This window comes from Halomonas jincaotanensis (genome assembly GCF_018448785.1).
GTDB lineage: Bacteria > Pseudomonadota > Gammaproteobacteria > Pseudomonadales > Halomonadaceae > Halomonas > Halomonas jincaotanensis.
Genome location: NZ_JAHCLU010000009.1, coordinates 77842 through 93538 on the forward strand (window position 1 = coordinate 77842; position 15697 = coordinate 93538).

The window sequence follows — 15697 nt, forward strand, 5'->3', positions numbered from 1 at the left end:
TTTTTTATGATCTGTTTGCGACTTACCGATCGCCGCAGGCGTTAGTGCCTGAAGTGCCGCATCCCGGTGTACACCATGGCGATCCCGGCCTCGTTGGCCGCATCGATCACTTCCTGGTCGCGCATCGAGCCGCCGGGCTGGATCACCGCGACGATACCGGCGGCAGCCGCGGCATCGATGCCGTCGCGAAAAGGGAAGAAGGCGTCACTTGCCATAACCGAGCCGGGCACCGCGAGGTGTTCGTCGGCGGCCTTGATGCCAGCGATCTTTGCCGAGTAGACGCGGCTCATCTGACCGGCGCCCACCCCGATCGTCTGGCCGCCACGCGCGTAGACGATGGCATTGGACTTGACGTACTTGGCCACCTTCCAGGCGAAGGCCAGATCGCCCATCTCCCTTTCGCTCGGCACGCGCTCGGTGACCACCGTAAGCTCGTCACGGCCGACCATGCCGAGGTCGCGGTCCTGAACCAGCAGGCCGCCGGTCACGCGCTTGAAGTCGTGGGCGTGCTGACGCTCACCGGGCCAGTTCGCGCCGGCGTCGAGCAGGCGTACGTTTTTCTTCTCGGCGACGATGGCGAGGGCCTCATCCTCCACGCCGGGGGCGATGATCACCTCGACGAACTGGCGGTCGATGATGGCGCGAGCGGTCTCGGCGTCCAGCGGTTCATTGAAGGCGATAATGCCCCCGAAGGCGCTGGTCGGGTCGGTGGCGAATGCCTTCTCGTAGGCCTCGAGGGGAGTGATGCCCACTGCCACGCCGCAGGGGTTGGCGTGCTTGACGATCACGCAGGCAGTATCGCTGAAGGCCTTGACGCATTCGAAGGCGGCATCGGTGTCGGCGACGTTGTTGAAGGAGAGTGCCTTGCCCTGCAATTGAGTGGCGGTAGCCACGCTGGCCTCGCTGGTGTCGGCTTCGATATAGAAGGCCGCGCTCTGGTGCGGGTTCTCGCCGTAGCGCATCGACTGCTTCTTGTGGAACTGCAGATTGTAGGTGCGGGGGAAGCCGTCCTCGCCCCCCGGGACACGCTGCCCCAGGTAATCGGCGATGGCGGCGTCATAGCTCGCGGTGTGTTCGAAGGCCTTGACGGCCAGGTCGAAGCGGGTGGCGTCGCTCACTGCACCATCCTGTGAGGCGATCTCCCCCAGTACCCGGTGGTAGTCGCCGGCGTCCACCACGGTGGTGGTATAGGCATGGTTCTTGGCGCAGGCACGCACCATGGTCGGCCCCCCGATATCGATGTTCTCGATGGCGTCCTCGAGGGTGCAGTCGGGCCTTGCCACCGTCTCGGAGAAGGGATAGAGGTTGACCACCACCATATCGATGGCCTCGATGCCATGCTCTGCCATGACGTCGTCATCCTGCCCGCGACGACCCAGGATGCCGCCATGGATCGTCGGATGCAGTGTCTTGACCCGACCGTCCATGATCTCGGGAAAGCCAGTATGTTCCGACACTTCTGTCACGGTGATACCGCTGTCGACGAGCAGCCGATAGGTGCCACCGGTAGACAGCAGGGCGACGCCCTGCTCACTGAGCCCGCGGGCGAAGTCGACGATGCCGGTCTTGTCGGAAACGCTGATCAAGGCGCGGCAAACCGCAGGGGAAGACGAGGGGGAAGGGGCCATGGGGGCACTCTCTGGCTGGCAGTGGGCTTGAAAAAAGAAAAGGCAGAAGTGGATATCGGGGAGTTACATTGGGTCCCGGATATGAAAATCAGGTTAAATCAAGTCATATTGCTTGAGTTTCTTGCGCAGGGTGCCGCGATTGAGGCCGAGGATCTCGGCGGCGCGGGTCTGGTTGCCCTGAGCGTAATCGAGCACGGTGGCGAACAGGGGTGCCTCGACCTCGGCCATGACCATGGCGTAGAGACCGGTGACGTCGCCTCCGTCGAGATGCGCGAAATAGCGGCGCATGGCGCTATCCACGACCTCGCGCAGTGGCTGCTGGGCGGCCGGTTCATCCAGAGAGGGCTCGTCCAATGAGAGCTTGTCCTGGCCGGGGTTGGCCGTGCCGTCGAGATTATGCGAAGCCTGAGCATTCTGTCCGGGCAGCGTGGGATTGTTGGGAAAGGCTTGGCTGGTCATGCGGCACAGGTTCCCTTTGAGGTCACGTTGCGGCTCTGGCGACCCAGGGTCGCGCGAGAGCCGTAACGAAAGTGTTCGTCGATGAAGCGGTGCTGGGCGTCGACATTGTCGAGACCGTTGAAACGGGCCTTGAGGTCACGACAGAGTGCCTCGTCGATTCGCGTGTCACCGCTCAGATACCAGCCGACATGCTTGCGCGCGATGCGCACGCCCTGGTGATCGCCATAGAAATCATGCAAGGCTCCGAGATGTGTACGCAGCACTTCGGCGCGGGCCTGGTCGGACGGAGAGCCAAGGCGCTCCCCGTGCCGCAGGAAGTGGTCGATCTCGCGGAAAATCCATGGATTTCCCTGGGCGCCTCGACCCACCATCACCGCATCGGCACCAGTATAGTCGAGCACCCTGAGTGCTTTCTCGGGAGAATCGATATCGCCATTGGCGAAGACCGGAATCTTGACCGCGGACTTGATCGCGGCAATGGTGTCGTACTCGGCCATGCCAGTATAACGCTGCTGGCGATGTCGCCCGTGCACGGCCAGTGCCTGGATGCCGGCCTCCTGAGCGAGGCGGGCAACACGCACGCCGTTGTTGCTCTCGGCACACCAGCCGGTTCGGATCTTGAGTGTCACCGGTACGTCCACCGCAGCCACCACCGCGTCGAGGATCTCGGCGACCAGAGCCTCATCGCGAAGCAGCGCCGATCCGGCTGCCTTGTTGCAGACCTTCTTGGCCGGGCAGCCCATATTGATGTCGATGATCTCCGCGCCGATTTCGGCGTTCAAGCGTGCCGCTTCGGCGAGCTGTATGGCGTCGCCGCCGGCAATTTGCACGGCGCGTGGCCCCGGCTCGCCGCGGTGATCCATGCGCTGTCGCGACTTGCGGGTGTGCCAGAGGCCGGGGTCTGAGGTCACCATCTCACCTACCACCAACCCCGCGCCCAGCTGTCGGCAGAGCTGGCGAAAGGGGCGGTCGGTGACGCCGGCCATCGGGGCAAGGATGACCCGATTGGGCAATGTGTGGCGCCCAATACGAGGCAGTGAGGGGGAATCAGGCATCGTCGCGGTCGCAGGCTTCAGAGGGTGGTCATCATACGCCCACCACCGCCATGGGTGAAGGTGCCGATGGCATGATAGGTCAGTAAGGCATCACTCAGCTCGGCCGTCGTCCAGTGAGCCGCACCCAACCCTCGCGGGTCGTCGGCTCCTCCATGAGCAGTCCCTGTGCCTCATAAGCAATGAGGACGGTGTCGGCCTGGGCCGCAAGGATGCCCGATAATGCCAGTCGCCCCCCCGGAGCCACACGGGCGGCGATCTCGTCGGCAAGTTCGATCAGGGGACCGGCGAGAATGTTGGCGACCACGACCGGGAAGTGGCTCGCTTCGAGTTGTTCGGGGTAGCAGAGTCGCAGGTCGGCCTCTTCGATCCCATTGCGTCGAGCGTTGTCACGGGTGGCCTGGAGCGCTTGTGGGTCAATGTCGGTGCCGGTAGCTTGGGAGGCACCCAGTTTGAGCGCGGCGATGGCCAGGATCCCCGAGCCGCAACCCACGTCGAGCACCGCCTGGTCGTGCAGTCGGTCGGCCACGGCGAGGCCGTCGAGCCAGGCCAGGCAGAGTGATGTGGTGGCGTGGGTGCCGGTGCCGAAGGCGAGTCCCGGGTCGAGGTGCAGATTGACGGCGTCGAGCTCAGGCGGATCATGCCAGCTGGGCACGATCCATAACCGCTCGCCCATCTGCATCGGTTGAAAGTCGTCCATCCATTCCCGCTCCCAGTCGCGGTCGGCGAGCAGTTCGACTTCGATGTCGGGACAGGGCTCCTCGGGCATTACCTCGGCCCAGGCGGCGGATACCTGGGCGAGCATGGCGTCAACGCCTTCCGGGTCATCGTAGAGCCCGGTCAAAACGGTCGTTTCCCAAAGCGGTGTCGTGCCACGCTCCGGTTCGAAGACCGGCTCGTCGTGGGCGTCCTGCAGGGTGATGGCGGTGGCGCCTTCGGCCAGTAGCAGCTCTTCCAGGGTATCGGCTTGCTCCGGGGCAATACGCGCCTTGAGTTGCAGCCAGGGCATGGGCAGGTCTCTAGAGAATCAGGGGGAGAAGGTGATACGGATGGGGCACGCTGCGGTCTCTCGAGGTGCCCGACATCTGAGCGTTCAGGGGCTTAGAGCCCCAGCTTCTTCTCAAGATAATGGATGTTGACGCCGCCCTGCTGGAAATAACCGTCGCGCACCAGGTCCTTGTGGAGGTCGGTGTTGGTCTTGATGCCTTCCACCAGCAACTCGTCCAGGGCATTGCGCATACGCGTCAGCGCCGTCTCGCGGTCGACACCCCAGGTGATCAGCTTGCCGATTAACGAGTCGTAATGGGGCGGAACCGTGTAACCGGTATAGATATGCGAGTCCATGCGAACCCCTAACCCACCTGGCGGGTGGTAGAGCGTTACCTTGCCGGGGGACGGCAAGAAGGTGCGGGAATCTTCAGCATTGATCCGGCATTCGAAGGAATGACCGCTGACCTTGATGTCCTCTTGGGAGACCGAGAGCGGCAGGCCGGAGGCGATGCGCAACTGTTCGCGGACGATGTCCACGCCGGTGACCATCTCGGTCACTGGGTGCTCGACCTGGACGCGAGTGTTCATCTCGATGAAGAAGAATTCGCCATTCTCGTAGAGGAACTCGAAGGTGCCGGCACCCCGGTAGCCAATAGTGATGCAGGCTTCGCGGCAGGCATCCAATACCTTGGCCCGGGCGGTCTCGTCGATGCCGGGGGCCGGGGCCTCTTCGATGACTTTCTGATGGCGGCGCTGCAGCGAGCAGTCGCGATCGTACAGATGAATGGCATTGCCCTGGCCGTCCGCCAGCACCTGCACTTCGACATGGCGCGGGCGCTGGAGAAACTTCTCCATGTAGACGGTGCCATCGCCGAACGCGGCGTGGGCTTCGGTGCGCGTGACATTGACCGCCGAGAGCAGGTGGGCTTCGGTATGCACTACGCGCATGCCGCGACCGCCACCACCCGAGGCTGCCTTGATGATCACCGGATAACCGATGCGCCGCGCCACGGCCACCGTTTCGCCTTCGTCATCACCGAGAGGGCCGTCGGAGCCGGGCACCGTGGGCACGCCGGCTTTCTTCATGGACTCGATGGCACTGACCTTGTCGCCCATCAGGCGGATGGTCTCGGCCCGTGGCCCAATAAAGGTGAAGCCGGAACGCTCGACCTGTTCGGCGAAATTGGCGTTCTCGGAGAGAAAGCCATAACCGGGGTGGATGGCGCTGGAGTCGGTGACCTCCGCGGCACTGATCAAGGCCGGGATGTTCAGGTATGACAGCGCCGAAGACGCTGGACCGATACACACGGCCTCGTCGGCTAGCCGCACATGCATCAGTTCACGGTCGGCCTGGGAATGCACCGCCACGGTCTTGATACCCAACTCCTTGCAGGCGCGCAGGATGCGCAGGGCGATCTCGCCTCGATTGGCAATGAGAACCTTGTCCAGCATAAGGAATCCGCCAGTGTTGTCAGGTGAATGATGAGCCCAGGGACCGGAGAGTGCCGGATCAGGCAATCACGAGCATTGGCTGGTCAAATTCGACCGGCTCGCCATCCTCGACCAGGATTGCCTCGATGACGCCGTCACGATCCGCCTCGATCTGGTTCATCATCTTCATCGCCTCGATGAGGCAGATCGTCTCACCTTTCTTGACGCTCGAGCCGATCTCGACGAAGGGTTTGGAGCCCGGGGCCGGGGAGCGGTAGAAGGTGCCGACCATCGGTGAGCTCACCGCATGGCCCCTAAAGACCGGCGTCTCGTCGGCCGGCTCGGCAGATGATGGCGGTGGAGTGGTGGCGTGTGGGGCTGGCTGTTGTGGCTGGGAGTAAGCATAGGGGGCTGGCTGCTGCCAATTGGTGCCGTTGGGATGACGGCTGATGCGTACCGATTCCTCGCCTTCCTGGATCTCGATTTCGCTGATGTTGGACTCTTCGAGCAGTTCGATCAGCTTCTTGACCTTGCGGATATCCATGACGTTATCTCAATCGATGAGTTCGTGGTCGATACCGGCCCGATGGCGCTGTCAACTTGGGCCAAGTCTCAATAGATCGCGGCAAGATAGCGTCTCTTGTCGCTTCTAATGGCCAAAAAAAAGAAGTTCGCGAAGTGTGACGAAGTTAGCCAAGGATGTCCAGCGGCTACTAGAACACTGTTCGTTGGGAGGTGGCGAGGCTCAGCCGCGCTGCTCCTCAAGCCAGTCGATGACGCCGTCGAGATGACTCGCGAAGGGCGCTGATTGTATCTCACCCTGGATGCGGGCTTCGCGCAACTCGTCGCTGGTGGCATCGAAGAACAGCAGGCTCGGGGGGCCGAACAGATCATAGTGGTCGAGAAGGCGGCGACTGGTGTCGTTGGTGTCGGTGACATCCACATTGATGCGCGTGAACGCGGAAAGCCGCTCAGCGACTTGTGGGTCCGTGTAGACCTGACGCTCGAGCTGCTTGCAGGAGATGCACCAGTCGGCGGTGAAGTGCACGAAGGAGGGATTGCCTGATTCAGCGGCACTGGCCAATGCCTGCTCCAGGCCGTCGAGGCGTGTCACGGTGGTGACCTCGGCATCCTCAATGCCGCCGCGCCGCTCCGTTGGCTGCGAGGCGGTGAGGCTGGCCAGCGGCCGTAGGGGGTCCCCGCTGCCGCCGGCGGCGCCGATGATCAGGGCGATGCCCCACGCCAGCAGCAGGATGCCTGCCGTCTGGCGTACCCGAGGCCAGCCCTGGGACTGGTTGACGGTCAGTGCTCCCAGCGCCAGGGCGCTGCCGACGACAAGCGCCGCCCATAGTACGAGGGCGAGAGGGGCCGGGACCAGGCGCTCGACGAGCCAGATGGCCACCGCCAGCATGAGGATGCCGAAGGTGATCTTGACACCGTTCATCCAGGCACCGGAGCGCGGCAACAGGGTGGTACCCAGGGTCCCGACCACTAGCAGCGGAATCCCCATGCCAAGCCCCAGGGCGAGCAGGGCGGCACCGCCCAGCAGGGCGTCACCGGTGGTGGAGATGAAGACCAGTGCGCCAGCCAGAGGTGCCGAGACGCAAGGGGAAACCACCAGTACCGACAGGGAACCGGCAAGCGCCAGACCCAATGGGCCGCTGCGTTGGGCCCGCGCCTGCCAGTCATCGACGCGTCCTGCCAAGCGCGGTGACAAGCGCATGTTGAAGGTGCCGAACATGGCCAGTGCAAAGATGCCGAACAGGGTCGCGAAGGTGATCAGCACCGGGGCGGATTGCAGATGCGCCTGGAGGTTGAGGCCGGCGCCGAAGAGGCCCATCAACACCCCCACCACGGCATAGGTAAGCGCCATGCCGGCCACATAGCTGGCTGACAGCCAAAAGGCGCGTCCACGGGTGGGGTTCTGACCCACGATGATCGATGACAGGATCGGTACCATGGGCAGTACACAGGGTGTAAAGGTGAGCCCCAGACCGCCGATGAAGAAGAGCCCCAACACCAAGGGCACGCTCGCGCTTTGCATCAGTTCACGAAAGTGGGCGTCCTCGCTGACGAGTGAACGGTCAGATGTTTTGGCGCTGAGACCATCGGTCGATGCGGGGGTTGGCGCCGAGGAGGCTGGCGTTGCCGAGCTATCGGCGAAAACCGCGGGTGGCGATCCTTGCGCCGCCAGCAGTTCCAGCGTCTCGGGAGGGTAGCAAAGTCCGGCATCGGCACAGCCCTGAAAGGTCAGATCCAACGCCAGCGGACCGGGTGGGACCTCGCCGCCGAGCGGCACCTCGATGACAACCTGGTCGTAGAAGACGTTGACGTCACCCAGGAATTCGTCGGTCTTGGCTTCTCCCGGTGGTAGTTGAAGGTCTCCGAGCACGACATCGCCGCTCGCGGCTTCCACCGCGAACTGATGGCGATAGAGATAGTAGCCTTCGGCGTTTTCGAACCCCACGAAGAGTGTCTCGCCGTCGTGCCAGGCACTGGGCGTGAAGGCTTCGCTGACCGGCAGGAAGTCATCCTGCGAGGAAGACGAAAACCATTGCGCCTGCACCGACAGCGAGAACAACATCAGAAGCAGCAGCCACACCAGGCGAGCGGATTTCAACACGAGCTTCCTCTTTTTGGCGTTCTAACGGAATGACCACCGACGTGAACTCGGACCCGTTGAGACGTTGCCGGTTCCAATCCGGGCCCAACTCATGGGCGAGCTGCTAGGATATCGCAGAAGGCGCAGACTGTTGACCATCGCCGGCACCGAGAGCGTGTGCTTTATTGTCGCGCTGCTGTTTCGGCGTCGGGAGTGATTTGTCGTCTTCCCCAACCTTTGCCTAAATCCAGGGAACCAAGCACATGGCTTTGACGAAAAAGGGCGCCGCCAAGCGTCAAGAAAGCATCGAGAAGCTCGAACGCCCGGACTACGGCTGGATCTGGAAGCCGTTGCTGGTGCTGTTGGCGATCGCCCTGTTGGTTGCCGTGGCATTGGGCATCTGGTGGAGCCGAACACCGGCGACGTTCGCTGTGGAACAGGCCACCGCCGCGCAGCGTACCGACACGTCTCCGGCGGCCCGCGGCACCGTGACGACCGCCGCGCTGATGACAACGCTCGAAACCCTGCTCGACAAGCCGGGCGGTTACCTGCGCAATGACATTACGCCGCCGGGTGTATGGCTCGACAACATGCCCAGCTGGGAGCTGGGCGTGCTCAATCAGGCCCGCGACCTGACGCGCGCCTTGCCGGCGATGGAGGAAAACCATTTCGCCCTGCTTGACGAGGTCGCCGAGCGCTTGACCCACGACAGCAGCGCATGGTTTAACCCCTCCTTCGAGCATCAGCTCGAGGAGTCCCTGGTGTCGCTGGAAGGCTATCTGCAAGCGTTGGGCTCGCAGAATGCCGGCTTTGCGGCCGGGGCAGGACTCGCCGGCTGGCTAGACCAGGTGGCGCAGCGCCTCGATGGCCTCGGAATGAGGCTGTCGGCCAGCGTGGGCAGCCGCGATCGCCTAAGAGAGCTCGGGCTCGATGATGCGGAGTTACCATCCCGCACGCCCTGGTATCGCGTGGACAACATCTTCTTCGAGGCGCGTGGCAGTGGCTGGGCGCTGATTCACTTTCTTGAGGCAATACGCCGTGATCAAGCTGATGTGCTCGAAGCGTCTGGTGCGCTCGACGATCTGGCGTTGCTGGTGGCCGAGCTGGAACGTACCCAGCGCCGCCTGTGGAGTCCGATGATCCTCAATGGTTCGGGTTTCGGGGTATTCGCCAACCATTCGCTGGTGATGGCCAACCATATTGTTCGGGCGCGGGACCTGACTCGCCGGATCGCCGAGCGAGTCGCGGAAGCGGAAAAAGCCGGTGCGATAGAGAAGGCTGCGGGCAGCGAGGAGGCATCGGCACCGATCGAAGTTGGCGAGAGCGCTGAGGAGCCCTCAACCGCAGAGGCGCCGTCGCCACCGGCAGTCGACGATGCACCGAATGAGCCGACGGACGACCCCGCCGCCGATAATGAAGCCGAGAGTGTCGAGGAGGACTCAGCGGCACAGCAGCAGTAATACCGGTCCCGACAAAAGGGCTCGCCTCTGCAGGCGAGCCCTTTTCGTCAGTTCAACTTCGGCAATCGGTGTTTGAACGCGAGCCGTCAAGCCTTTTCGAAGGCGGTAACCGATTTTTCGATGGCCTTGCGTGCGGCCTCGGCACCTTCCCAGGACTCGACCTTGACCCACTTGCCCTTCTCGAGATCCTTGTAGTTTTCGAAGAAATGCGCGATTTGCTGACGCAGCAGCTCGGGCAGATCCGTGACTTCCTGCACCTCGTCGTAGAGGCTTGAAAGCTTGGGATGCGGCACGCAGACCAGCTTGGCATCTTCCCCGGCTTCGTCGGTCATGTTGAGAATGCCCACCGGGCGGGCGCGGATGACAGCACCAGCCTGTACCGGGTAGGGCGTCACGACCAGCGCGTCCAGGGCGTCACCATCGTCGGCCAGGGTATGCGGGATGAAACCGTAATTGGCCGGGTAGAACATCGGGGTCGCCATGAAGCGGTCGACCAGAAGCGCCCCCATGTCCTTGTCGATTTCATACTTGATCGGCGTGTGGTTGGCTGGGATCTCGATCACCACGAACACGTCGTTAGGGAGGTCCTTGCCGGAGGGGATATCGTCGAAGTTCATCGTCACTTCCTTGGGTTGGCGAATCAGAATCGAATGGATGAAAAAGTCGGAGAATTATACGGAGCCGCGAGGGCTATTACCAATGCGACATTAGATACCCATCTCTATGCCAGTGCGGAGGAAGACGCTCGGGAAAGGCCGATTTTTCGGGCGTTGGTCAACGGGATGATGGGGCCCATGTATCATTGGCGAAACGAGCAAACCCGCCGGCGCCATGGTCGGCGGTGTCGACCAGAGGAGAACATCTTGGCAACCCCTCAGCTGTCATTGAGTTATGGACAGGCCTTCGTTGCCCCGGAGCGACACCGTCATCGTAGTTCCATGTCGGTGCATCTGCCCGAATCGACGCTGCTCGGCGCGAAGGGGGCCTGTGCGCTGATCAGCGACTCGACGTCGCGTAACACCAACGCCAAACAGGCGGGCGATCTCAGCGTGCGCGGCTTTATCACCGACTATTTTTCCACGCCTGACCACTGGGATATCAAGACCTCGGCCACGCGAGTGCTCTATGCGCTCAATGGCTGGTGCTTCAGTCAGAGCCGGCATCTCTCTGAGGGCAGTTATGTCGCTTCGCTGTCGGCGCTGGTCTTTCGCGGCCACGAGGCGCATCTCTTCCATATGGGCGACACCCTGGTATTCCGGCTGCGAGGTGCCGAGTTCGAGCAACTTTCCCGCGATCACGTCAATGATCTGGGAGGTTACCGTTTTCCCTCTCGGGCGCTCGGTATGGATGCCAGCCTCGATATCGAATATCTCAAGATGCCGCTCAAGCAGGGCGATCTTTTTCTCTTCACGACTCAGGTCGCGCAAGGCACGCTGATGCCTTCGGAATACGTGCAGCTGATTCGCCAGGACGCCAGTGATCTGGACGCCGCCTGCGAACGGCTGGCAGAGGCGGCCATTTCGCGTGCCCAGTCGCGCGGCTATGGTGCCGAGCAGTTCTGCTTCCAACTGGTGCGTATCGATCAATTGCCTGACGAAGCGCATGACCATCCAGGCAAGGTGTATGGTGATCTGCCGATACCGCCGGAACTCTCGCCCGGCGATCGACTTGATGGTCTCGAGGTGCAGGCAGTGTTGTCGCGAACGGCGCAGTCGCGGGTCTACCGCGTGCGCGACGTGCTCACCGAGCGCGAAATGGTATTGAAGGCGCCGAGCCCCGAGCTTTCTACCCGCAACGCTTACCTCGAACACTTCCTGCTGCAACAGTGGGTTGTCGAGCGAGTCAAGTCGCCCTTTGTGGTCCGGGTCATGGAGTCCTCGCGGCCGCGACGCTATCTCTATTACCTGATGGCCCATGTAGAAGGCGAGACCCTCGTGGAATGGGCACGAAAGCATCCGCAGGCAAGTCTGGTGCAGCGGCTGGACATCGCCAATCAATTGGGCAAGGCGATCCAGGCGCTGCATCATCGGGATCTGCTGCATCAGCAGATCCACCCCGGCAACGTGCTGATCGACCCGCATGGTCAGGTGGTGTTGGTCGATTTCAGTGCTTGCCACCTTCGCGATGTCGACGGTCACAAGCGCTCCCGGCAGTTGGTCAATCAGGTAGGGCTCACTCAACATACCGCACCGGAGTACGCCTTGGGTGACGACGTGGGTCGCCGCAGTGACCAGTATTCGTATGCGTCTACCGTCTACTGGCTGCTGACCGACGAGCTGCCCTTCGCGCTGTCACCCGACCGTTTGCGCAGCCACACCGATCTGGAGCAGCTCAACTATCGTAGCGCGAGAACCCGCAATCCCGAAGTCGATCCAGCGCTGGACGACGCGTTGCGTCGTGCGCTGGATCCACAACGCTCACTGCGTTATCGGCGCCTGTCGGAATTCCTGCATGCGCTTCGCCGCCCGCTGGGAGAGGAGCGACAGGGACGCCGAGCCGTCCCGCGGATGTTTCGCGAACCGGCTCGGTTCTGGCAGGGCGTGGCAGGAGTGCTGCTCTTGCTGCTAGTCCTGTCGTGGTTGTTGAGGTAAGCCGCCCGGCTCTACAGCGTGAAGACGGGCAGCCTGCGCTCGACCTTGTACCCGGCCAGCCGGGCCACCTTGGGCAGGCCGTTGACGAAGGGGGGGAAATCCTCGCCCTGGATCAGCGGCGAAAGATAGCGACGACAGGCGTCGGTGATACCGAAACCATCGTCGCGAATGAATTCCTTCGGCATGAACTTCTCGCGGTTGGCCACCTCGGCCAGTGGGGCAGCTTCGATACGCCACTGATAAGGCGTATCGCTGAGGCGCTTGATCGCCGGCATCATGGCGTTCTTGCCTTCCAGTGCCAGTTCCACGGCCTTCTCGCCAACGGCATAGGCCTGTTCGACGTCGGTCTTCGACGCCAGGTGGCGGGCGGCGCGCTGCAGGTAATCGGCCACGGCCCAATGGTACTTGTAGCCCAGGTCCTGCTTGACCATACCGGCGAGCGTGGGCGCCACGCCGCCCAGCTGGCGATGGCCGAAGGCATCGGTGTTGCCGGAGTCGGCCAGGAAGGTGCCATCCTGATAGCGGGCCCCTTCGGACACCACGATCACGCAGTAGCCGTAGCGCTTTACGGCATCTTCAACCCGGGCCATGACGGCCGCCCGGTCGAAGGCGACCTCGGGGAAGATCACCAGATGCGGCGGCTCGCCTTCGCCTTCGCCCGCGAGCGCCCCTGAGGCGGCGATCCAGCCGGCATGGCGCCCCATGACCTCGAGCACGAACACCTTGGTCGAGGTGGCGCACATGGATTCGATATCCAGCGAGGCCTCAAGGGTAGACGTGGCGATGTACTTGGCTACGCTGCCGAAGCCAGGCGAATTATCGGTGATTGGCAGATCGTTATCGACGGTCTTGGGAACGTGGATCGCGGTCAGCGGGTAACCCAGTTTTTCGGACAGCTGCGACACCTTGAGACAGGTATCGGCACTGTCGCCACCGCCGTTGTAAAAGAAGTAGCGGATGTCATGTGCCCTGAAGACCTCGATCAAGCGCTCGTACTGGGCACGATGCGTCTCGATATCCTTGAGCTTGTAGCGGCAGGAGCCGAAGGCGCCGCCGGGCGTGTGGCGCAATGCGGCGATGGTCTCGTCGGATTCGCGGCCCACGTCGATCAGATCCTCGGTAAGCGCGCCAATAATGCCGTTATGGCCGGCGTAGACATTACCAATGCGATCCGAGTGGCGCCGGCAGGCCTGGATGACACCGCATGCGCTGGCGTTGATCACGGCGGTGACACCACCGGATTGGGCGTAGAAGGCGTTGTGCTGGGCCATGGGGCTTTACTGCTCCTGCTCACATCAAGGGGTCGGGGAGGTGTTGATTCTAGCCGAAAGAGGCATCGGCTGCATCTGCGCTGGCTGGCCATCCTGCCGGCGCTTTTGGCTTTCGGTCGGCTGGAGCCGGTCGAAGCCGCCATGCTAGTCTCCCGCTACTTTGTCGCGGACTGCGGCGGCAAGCTTCCCCCGGAGAGCACATGCACATTCATATTCTCGGTATCTGCGGCACCTTCATGGGCAGCCTGGCCCTGCTGGGTCGAGAGCTGGGTTTCACCGTCAGTGGCTCGGATGCCAATGTCTATCCGCCGATGAGCACCCAGCTCGAGGAGGCGGGCATTGTCCTTCGCGAGGGCTATTCGCCGGCCAACCTCGAGCCGCGACCGGACCGGGTGGTGATCGGTAATGCCCTCTCGCGGGGCAATCCCGAGGTGGAAGCGGTGCTTAACGCGGGCCTGCCCTATCTCTCGGGCCCCGAGTGGCTGGCCGAGCAGGTGTTGCCGGGGCGGCGCGTGATCGCGGTGGCTGGCACTCACGGCAAGACCACCACGGCGAGCCTTCTCGCCTGGCTGCTGGAATCCGCCGGCCTCGCGCCAGGCTTTCTGATCGGCGGGGTGCCGAGGAACTTCGGCGTATCGGCGCGTCTGGGCGGCGAGAGCGCGCCCTTCGTCGTAGAAGCCGATGAATACGACACCGCCTTCTTCGACAAGCGGTCCAAGTTCGTCCATTACCGATCCGAGATTGCCATCCTCGGCAACCTCGAGTTCGATCACGCCGATATCTTTCCCGACCTTGCCGCCATCGAGCGCCAGTTTCACCAGCTGGTTCGCACGATACCGGGTCGTGGCCGCCTACTGGTGGCCGATGGCGAGCCGGCGCTGGACCGTGTGCTCGAGTCGGGTTGCTGGACGCCGGTCGAGCGTTTCGGCTCGGCGATGACCAGTCCCTGGCGGTTGAAGCTGGAGCGTGACGATGCGTCGCGCTTCCAGGTCATCCACCAGCAGGCCGAGGTGGATGAAGACGCGGTGGTCGATTGGTCCCTGACCGGCGCCTATAATGCCCGCAACGCGCTGGCTGCTCTCGCCGCGGCCAGCGCGCTGGGGGTTGATCTGGCCCGGGGGGCGGCGGCGCTTTCACGTTTCGAGACGCCGCGGCGCCGGCAGGAGCTTCGTGGTGAAGTATCCGGCATCCAGGTCATCGACGACTTCGCCCATCACCCCACGGCAATCGCGGCCACGCTGGAGGGGCTGCGCGCCGCAACGCCGCGGGGTCGTTTGTTGGCCGTGATCGAGCCGCGTTCCAACACCATGCGGCTCGGCACCCTGCGCGATCGGCTGGCGCACAGCGTAGCCGCGGCGGACACCGCCTTCTGGTTCCAGCCGGCCGACCTCGACTGGTCGCTCGCCCCGGTGCTCGCGGCGAGCCCGGTGGCGTCGCGGCTGTTCGAGGACCTCGACGGCCTGGTGGCGGCCCTGGTCGCCGAGGCACGCCCGCTGGATCGGATCGTGGTGATGTCCAATGGCGGCTTCGGCGGAATTCACGAAAAGCTGCTGGCAGCCCTGGAGGTAGCGCATGACGGATGATGCTCACCCGGCCACCTGGAACGAGCCCGTCACCGTGGCCATTACCGGGGCGTCCGGCGCCCAGTACGGGTTGCGGCTGATCGAGGCGCTGGTGGCCGCCGACCATGCGGTCTGGGTGATGATCTCCAAGGCGGCGCATCTGGTCATCGCTACCGAAACCAATATCGAATTGCCGGCGCGTCCCGAACGTCTTGTCGAGGCGTTGACCCAGTTAACGTGCGCCGGTGAGGGGCAGATCCGCTGTTTCGGTCGTGAGGACTGGATGGCGCCGGTGGCCTCCGGCTCCGGCGCTTCATCGGCCACGGTGATCTGCCCCTGTTCCACCGGAACGCTCTCGGCGGTGGCCACGGGGGCCAGCAACAACCTGATCGAGCGAGCCGCCGACGTGGCGCTGAAGGAGCGGCGCAAGTTGATCCTGGTGCCGCGGGAGACGCCGTTCTCGGCCATCCACCTGGAGCACATGCTGGCATTGACGCGGATGGGCGCGGTGATTCTGCCCGCGGCGCCGGGGTTCTATCATCAGCCGACGCGCATCGAGGACCTGATCGATTTCATCGTGGCCCGGATTCTCAACCAACTGAGGATTGCCCACCGGCTGATGCCGCGCTGGGGGGAAGGTTCTTGATCCCG

At 63.2% G+C, this 15697-nt stretch carries 13 protein-coding genes; 4 read left to right on the forward strand and 9 right to left on the reverse strand.

Features of this window, described 5'->3' with window-relative positions:
* Window positions 1–41 precede the first annotated feature (41 nt).
* The 7 genes from purH to dsbD all read right to left on the reverse strand — a co-directional run bounded on the left by purH (window position 42) and on the right by dsbD (window position 8183).
* Window positions 42–1628, reverse strand: coding sequence for a bifunctional phosphoribosylaminoimidazolecarboxamide formyltransferase/IMP cyclohydrolase (gene purH / locus KG088_RS10075; RefSeq protein ID WP_213825392.1), 1587 nt, complete (start codon window positions 1626–1628; stop codon window positions 42–44).
* A gap of 93 nt (window positions 1629–1721) precedes the next feature.
* The gene (gene fis, locus KG088_RS10080) at window positions 1722–2087 is read right to left on the reverse strand and encodes a DNA-binding transcriptional regulator Fis (RefSeq protein WP_213825393.1); all 366 of its coding nucleotides are present in this window, start codon (window positions 2085–2087) and stop codon (window positions 1722–1724) included.
* Window positions 2084–3142, reverse strand: a complete 1059-nt coding sequence (gene dusB, locus KG088_RS10085; RefSeq protein WP_213825394.1) for a tRNA dihydrouridine synthase DusB — start codon at window positions 3140–3142, stop codon at window positions 2084–2086. Before dusB ends, fis begins: the two co-directional genes overlap by 4 nt.
* Window positions 3143–3236: 94 nt before the next feature.
* Entirely contained in the window at window positions 3237–4148 is a 912-nt protein-coding gene (gene prmA / locus KG088_RS10090; protein WP_213825395.1) for a 50S ribosomal protein L11 methyltransferase, read from the reverse strand.
* 92 nt (window positions 4149–4240) lie between these two features.
* On the reverse strand, window positions 4241–5581 hold the full coding sequence (gene accC / locus KG088_RS10095) for an acetyl-CoA carboxylase biotin carboxylase subunit (protein WP_213825396.1): 1341 nt from the start codon (window positions 5579–5581) through the stop codon (window positions 4241–4243).
* A gap of 58 nt (window positions 5582–5639) precedes the next feature.
* A complete protein-coding gene (accB, locus tag KG088_RS10100; protein ID WP_213825397.1) occupies window positions 5640–6104 on the reverse strand; it encodes an acetyl-CoA carboxylase biotin carboxyl carrier protein in 465 nt (154 codons plus the stop codon).
* A 201-nt stretch (window positions 6105–6305) separates the two neighbouring features.
* Window positions 6306–8183 carry a protein-disulfide reductase DsbD gene (gene dsbD, locus KG088_RS10105; protein WP_213825398.1) on the reverse strand — a complete coding sequence of 626 codons (1878 nt, stop codon included), beginning with the start codon at window positions 8181–8183 and terminating at the stop codon, window positions 6306–6308.
* A 242-nt stretch (window positions 8184–8425) separates the two neighbouring features.
* Between dsbD and KG088_RS10110 the strand changes: the two genes are divergently transcribed.
* Window positions 8426–9622, forward strand: a complete 1197-nt coding sequence (locus KG088_RS10110) for a DUF2333 family protein (RefSeq protein ID WP_213825399.1) — start codon at window positions 8426–8428, stop codon at window positions 9620–9622.
* Between the two features lie 86 nt (window positions 9623–9708).
* Here the strand turns inward: KG088_RS10110 and ppa are convergent, their stop codons facing one another.
* On the reverse strand, window positions 9709–10239 hold the full coding sequence (gene ppa / locus KG088_RS10115) for an inorganic diphosphatase (RefSeq protein WP_213825400.1): 531 nt from the start codon (window positions 10237–10239) through the stop codon (window positions 9709–9711).
* Between the two features lie 246 nt (window positions 10240–10485).
* On the opposite strand from ppa, the gene KG088_RS10120 reads away from it, so the two are divergent.
* Window positions 10486–12213 (forward strand): bifunctional protein-serine/threonine kinase/phosphatase, encoded by a 1728-nt coding sequence (locus tag KG088_RS10120; protein ID WP_213825401.1) that lies wholly within the window; start codon window positions 10486–10488, stop codon window positions 12211–12213.
* An 11-nt stretch (window positions 12214–12224) separates the two neighbouring features.
* Here KG088_RS10120 and KG088_RS10125 read toward each other — a convergent pair whose 3' ends face one another.
* On the reverse strand, window positions 12225–13484 hold the full coding sequence (locus tag KG088_RS10125) for a 6-phosphofructokinase (RefSeq protein WP_213825402.1): 1260 nt from the start codon (window positions 13482–13484) through the stop codon (window positions 12225–12227).
* A 200-nt stretch (window positions 13485–13684) separates the two neighbouring features.
* On the opposite strand from KG088_RS10125, the gene mpl reads away from it, so the two are divergent.
* Together mpl and KG088_RS10135 are read left to right on the forward strand one after the other, a co-directional pair.
* A complete protein-coding gene (mpl, locus tag KG088_RS10130; RefSeq protein WP_213825403.1) occupies window positions 13685–15067 on the forward strand; it encodes a UDP-N-acetylmuramate:L-alanyl-gamma-D-glutamyl-meso-diaminopimelate ligase in 1383 nt (460 codons plus the stop codon).
* Window positions 15057–15692 (forward strand): flavin prenyltransferase UbiX, encoded by a 636-nt coding sequence (locus KG088_RS10135; protein ID WP_213825404.1) that lies wholly within the window; start codon window positions 15057–15059, stop codon window positions 15690–15692. Before mpl ends, KG088_RS10135 begins: the two co-directional genes overlap by 11 nt.
* The last annotated feature ends 5 nt before the right edge of the window (window positions 15693–15697 follow it).

What these genes read in the sequence shown, in the direction of transcription:
- purH (WP_213825392.1), bottom strand. Translation starts at nt 1,628, where the DNA reads ATGGCCCCTTCCCCCTCGTCTTCCCCTGCGGTTTGCCGCGCCTTGATC.
- fis (WP_213825393.1), bottom strand. Translation starts at nt 2,087, where the DNA reads ATGACCAGCCAAGCCTTTCCCAACAATCCCACGCTGCCCGGACAGAAT.
- dusB (WP_213825394.1), bottom strand. Translation starts at nt 3,142, where the DNA reads ATGCCTGATTCCCCCTCACTGCCTCGTATTGGGCGCCACACATTGCCC.
- prmA (WP_213825395.1), bottom strand. Translation starts at nt 4,148, where the DNA reads ATGCCCTGGCTGCAACTCAAGGCGCGTATTGCCCCGGAGCAAGCCGAT.
- accC (WP_213825396.1), bottom strand. Translation starts at nt 5,581, where the DNA reads ATGCTGGACAAGGTTCTCATTGCCAATCGAGGCGAGATCGCCCTGCGC.
- accB (WP_213825397.1), bottom strand. Translation starts at nt 6,104, where the DNA reads ATGGATATCCGCAAGGTCAAGAAGCTGATCGAACTGCTCGAAGAGTCC.
- KG088_RS10110 (WP_213825399.1), top strand. Translation starts at nt 8,426, where the DNA reads ATGGCTTTGACGAAAAAGGGCGCCGCCAAGCGTCAAGAAAGCATCGAG.
- ppa (WP_213825400.1), bottom strand. Translation starts at nt 10,239, where the DNA reads ATGAACTTCGACGATATCCCCTCCGGCAAGGACCTCCCTAACGACGTG.
- KG088_RS10125 (WP_213825402.1), bottom strand. Translation starts at nt 13,484, where the DNA reads ATGGCCCAGCACAACGCCTTCTACGCCCAATCCGGTGGTGTCACCGCC.
- mpl (WP_213825403.1), top strand. Translation starts at nt 13,685, where the DNA reads ATGCACATTCATATTCTCGGTATCTGCGGCACCTTCATGGGCAGCCTG.
- KG088_RS10135 (WP_213825404.1), top strand. Translation starts at nt 15,057, where the DNA reads ATGACGGATGATGCTCACCCGGCCACCTGGAACGAGCCCGTCACCGTG.